The organism is Microcoleus sp. S13_C5, from assembly GCF_036700845.1.
GTDB lineage: Bacteria > Cyanobacteriota > Cyanobacteriia > Cyanobacteriales > Microcoleaceae > Microcoleus.
On the sequence record NZ_JAUBPR010000231.1, the window covers coordinates 1 to 4,078 of the forward strand.

3 protein-coding genes, 1 pseudogene and 1 riboswitch are annotated in these 4,078 nt (G+C 49.8%); of the genes and pseudogenes, 1 reads left to right on the top strand and 3 read right to left on the bottom strand.

What is annotated here, in order from left to right:
• Positions 1 to 302: 302 nt before the first annotated feature.
• From QUA04_RS28940 to cobG, 3 genes are all read right to left on the bottom strand, one after another.
• Entirely contained in the window at positions 303 to 1,013 is a 711-nt protein-coding gene (locus QUA04_RS28940; protein WP_333264041.1) for a precorrin-2 C(20)-methyltransferase, read from the bottom strand.
• The gene (locus tag QUA04_RS28945) at positions 1,010 to 1,639 is read right to left on the bottom strand and encodes a precorrin-8X methylmutase (protein ID WP_332961226.1); all 630 of its coding nucleotides are present in this window, start codon (positions 1,637 to 1,639) and stop codon (positions 1,010 to 1,012) included. The genes QUA04_RS28940 and QUA04_RS28945 overlap by 4 nt, the downstream gene beginning before the upstream one ends.
• Before the next feature lie 154 nt (positions 1,640 to 1,793).
• Positions 1,794 to 3,281: a precorrin-3B synthase gene (gene cobG, locus QUA04_RS28950; RefSeq protein ID WP_333264045.1), complete on the bottom strand. Its 1,488-nt coding sequence runs from the start codon at positions 3,279 to 3,281 to the stop codon at positions 1,794 to 1,796.
• Between the two features lie 8 nt (positions 3,282 to 3,289).
• Positions 3,290 to 3,369, bottom strand: a riboswitch (adenosylcobalamin-variant (AdoCbl-variant) riboswitch).
• 230 nt (positions 3,370 to 3,599) lie between these two features.
• Between cobG and QUA04_RS28955 the strand changes: the two are divergent.
• Positions 3,600 to 4,078 (top strand): annotated as a pseudogene (locus tag QUA04_RS28955) (photosystem II q(b) protein); the annotation flags it as partial.

The following is a 4,078-nucleotide window of genomic DNA, read 5'->3' on the forward strand; positions in this document are numbered from 1 at the left end:
TCGGTTGATGTTACCCACTCACAAAAGCGTTCCCAGACATTGGCGCTTTCGCGTTGCTGTAAGGTTGTTGTCATTTGCTTATGATTGCTTTATTTGGTTTTCAATGTTCGTGACGGCTTTGTGATCCGCCATGTAAATAAACATAAAGCATATCCTAAGGTTTGTAAAGTATTTTAACAACAGATTAACTGATGAGAGTTATAAGATTGAGTTATATATATCCGGAATGGTGGATAAATGGGAAAGAATGCACAAAAAAGTAGGGAAAGCCTGGAAGCGCGTCGCCTTCAGGCATGGAAATATTAGGATACAGACTTTTGCTGGCTGGGTATCATAATGAGAGCCCAATAGGGAACTTCAGCGGGATCGACATCTGCGATCGCCCGAATTCGCTGATTAGGCATAGTTGCGCGTTCTATATACAGCGCTCGATCGAACTGTCCCAACTCAATGAGCACGTCCCGGACTTTGGCAAAATGCCTCCCCAGCTTAATAATCACAGCAGCATCAACAACCGCCAGCCGATCGCGCAAAACCTCAGCATCCAGCGTCGCAGGCATAATACTTAACACATCGTTACGATAAGTCAGCGGCACTCCCAACGCAGCCGCACTCGCCATTGTCGAAGAAATTCCCGGCACAACTTCAGTGGTAAAAGTTCCCGACAAACGGTTGAATAGATACATAAACGAGCCGTAGAGAAAAGGTTCGCCCTCGCACAGCACCGCCACATCCTGTCCCTGGGTCAGATGTGCGGCAATTTTCTCGGCAGCAATATCATAATAAGGTTGAGACGATCGCGTCGGACTAAAAGGCAGCGGCATCGGAATCTCAATTTGCTCCGGGCGCAGATAATCTGCGACGATCGCCCGCGCCAGCACCTTACCATTTTCCATCGCCGGATAGGCAATCACCGGCACCGATTGCAAAATCCGATAAGCTTTCAAAGTAATTAACTCTGGATCGCCCGGGCCAATACCCAAACCGTACAATTTACCATTCGCCTCAGTCATAATTCATCCTTTTTCGCTAACGCATTCACGGCCGCCGTTGCCATTGCACTGCCACCGCGCCGCCCGTGCAACGTAATAAATGGCACTCCCCGACTGTTGGCGGCCAGTTCGGCTTTGGATTCGGCGGCCCCGACAAATCCTACCGGGAAACCCAGAATTAAAGCCGGTTTGGGTGCTCCGGCATCCAGCATTTCCAGCAGTCGGAACAAAGCAGTCGGGGCATTGCCTATCGCCACAACCGCACCCTGCAAGTTGTCCAGCCATAAATCAAGGGCCGCGGCCGATCGAGTATTTCCGATTTGCCGCGCCAACTCCGGGATTTCGGAATGCCAGAGGGTGCAAATCACTGGATTGTCAGCGGGAAGGCGTTTGCGAGTGATGCCTTCGGCCACCATCCGGGCATCGCACAGGATGGGCGCACCTGCTGAGAGGGCTTGGCGCCCGCAGGTTGCGGCCCCGGGCGAAGCTGCTAAATCTGCAACTATATCGGTCATGCCGCAACTGTGAATTAGTCGCACGGCTACTGATTCTAAATCGGGGGGCAAGCTTGACAAATCTGCTTCGGCTCGAATTGTGGCGAAGGATTTGGTGTAGATTTCTGTTCCGTCTCGAATGTAGTCAATCATTGTTTAAAACTGCTATGGAAATTTTGTGGGATTTGTGAAATAGATTTTTTGAATGAACCGCGAAGGCGCGAAGGACGCGAAGGAAGAAATATGAAGAGAGATAGGAAGAGAAATGCTTAAAATTTGTCTGTTTTTATGGGATCTTTTTTCACTTTCAATTCCGATTTTCGGTATTCAACAACTCCTGCAATTGGTCGATCGCCTGCCGATCGACAAACTCACCAAATGACTCCAAAGGCTCTCGAAATCGCTGATACACCTGCAACAAAAGCTCGATCGCACCGGGTATCTCGGCCGCACTCACAGCCGGAAAAATTGGTCGCCCGAAGGGCAAATCTTTTCTACCCGCATAAATGTCGTAACCTTCGATCGTCTCGTGTCCTCGCTCAATCTGAATTCCCACCAGGGTGATATCAATTGGCCGGTGCTGGGCGCAGGACTTTTGGCAACCGCTGAAATGAATGTTAATCGGCCCGTCGATTGTCAATTTTTGCGCTAAATCCCTCGCCATTGCTAGGGCGTGACTTTGAGTATCTGTCGCCGCCGACGCACAGCCGCTGCTGCCGGCACAAGCCACCAAGCACGAATCTAGGCGAGTCGCTGACGAGTGCAATCCCAAATCGGCGATTTGCTGTTCGATCTCAAAAAGCTGGGAGTTGGGGATATCAGAAATCAACAGATTTTGCCACGGCGTAAGTCTCAGGGTACCGCTGGCTAGATTTTGGGCTAAATTTGCCAAATTCCGCAGTTGCTTTGATTCTAGCCTACCCAGAGGCAGCGCAATTCCTATGTACGAAAAATCCGGCTGTCGCTGAGGGTGGATGCCGAGATGTGGGGATTGTTCGATCGCCCTTGCAGATGGGTCGATCGACCTTCGCTGCAATATAAACGGCAAATTCCTCTCTACCCTTTCTACATAACTTTCAGCGCCCCAATCTGCCAGCAGGTGACGCAAACGCGGCTTTTTGCCATCAATTCGAGGCCGATTTTTTGTGTATTCAAGATACGCGCTAGCAAGGGCGGCTAAGACTGAAATACATTGCGATTGTTGGATTAAAATCCCTGTATCGCTGTTTAAATGCAGCCGAAAAACGATTTCTGATTTTGCCCGCCCTGCTGCTAATAAAATATCGTTGCGGAAAGCCTGGATCGAAGCCGATTCCCCGCCATCCAAGCCAATGCTGAACTTAGGCGAAAGTTCCGACAATTCGGGATGCGTTTGCAGGTAATCATCCCAAGCTTTCACTAGCGGGCGAGTATCCAGTAACTGCTGGCGATCGATCCCTGCTGTCGGACTTGCCATTATATTGCGAATCGGGTCAACTTCAACGCGGCGAGACGCTATCCCCAATTCTTGCAAGCGGTTCCAGACTTCCGGGGGAATTTCCGAGTGTACTTCTCGGATTTGCAAATTTGCCCGGTTCGTCACTTGCAAACAGCCGGTACTGTATCGATCTGCCAAATCGGCGATCGTCCAGCACTGCTGCGCGTTTAAAATTCCCCCCGGAATCCGCATTCTCGATAAAACTCCGTCTCGGGCGATCGAACCGTAAAATAAACCCGGACAAGTCGGCAAATTAGTCAAAGCTAACAAATAATCTCCTCCCCGTGCTGCGCAGGGAATCCAAAAGTAAACGCCCACAAAGCGCCCCCGAAATCGGCATTCTGACTTTTACAGTTGCGGCACAGCGCCGGAATTGCACCGGACTTTCCCGCTTTCAGGTTTTAGAAAGGTATCACGAGCTGACCCACAGAAAGCAAAACCCTCAACTTTCTTAACAAAACCCCTGGCGATGGCGTCCCGCCCCGCAAGCTACGCCTATCTCTCTCCTGTCATCAGCTTTCCTGATGAGTTCTATCAGTTTAACTGTCGTGAAACCCCTTTACAAACATTAAGGATACCGTTAATAATAGAAACATCATCCGAACATTGAAAACCAAATACAGCAATCATAAACACATGACAACCACTTTACAACAGCGCGAAAGCGCCAATTTGTGGGAACAGTTTTGTAACTGGGTAACATCCACCGACAATCGCATTTATGTAGGTTGGTTCGGCGTCTTGATGATTCCTACCTTGCTAACTGCCACCATCTGCTACATCATCGCCTTCATCGCTGCTCCTCCAGTGGACATCGACGGCATCCGCGAACCAGTTGCAGGTTCCTTAATGTTCGGTAACAACATCATCACAGGTGCTGTTGTTCCTTCTTCAAACGCGATCGGCTTGCACTTCTACCCAATCTGGGAAGCAGCTTCTCTCGATGAGTGGTTGTACAACGGCGGCCCTTACCAATTGGTAATTTTCCACTTCCTGATCGGTGTATTTTGCTACATGGGTCGTGAGTGGGAATTGTCCTACCGCTTAGGTATGCGTCCTTGGATCTGCGTCGCTTACTCTGCACCAGTTGCAGCAGCAACCGCAGTATTCTTGAT

Coding starts and splice junctions, on each gene's coding strand:
- QUA04_RS28945 (WP_332961226.1), bottom strand. CDS start 1,639: ATGATTGACTACATTCGAGACGGAACAGAAATCTACACCAAATCCTTC.
- QUA04_RS28940 (WP_333264041.1), bottom strand. CDS start 1,013: ATGACTGAGGCGAATGGTAAATTGTACGGTTTGGGTATTGGCCCGGGC.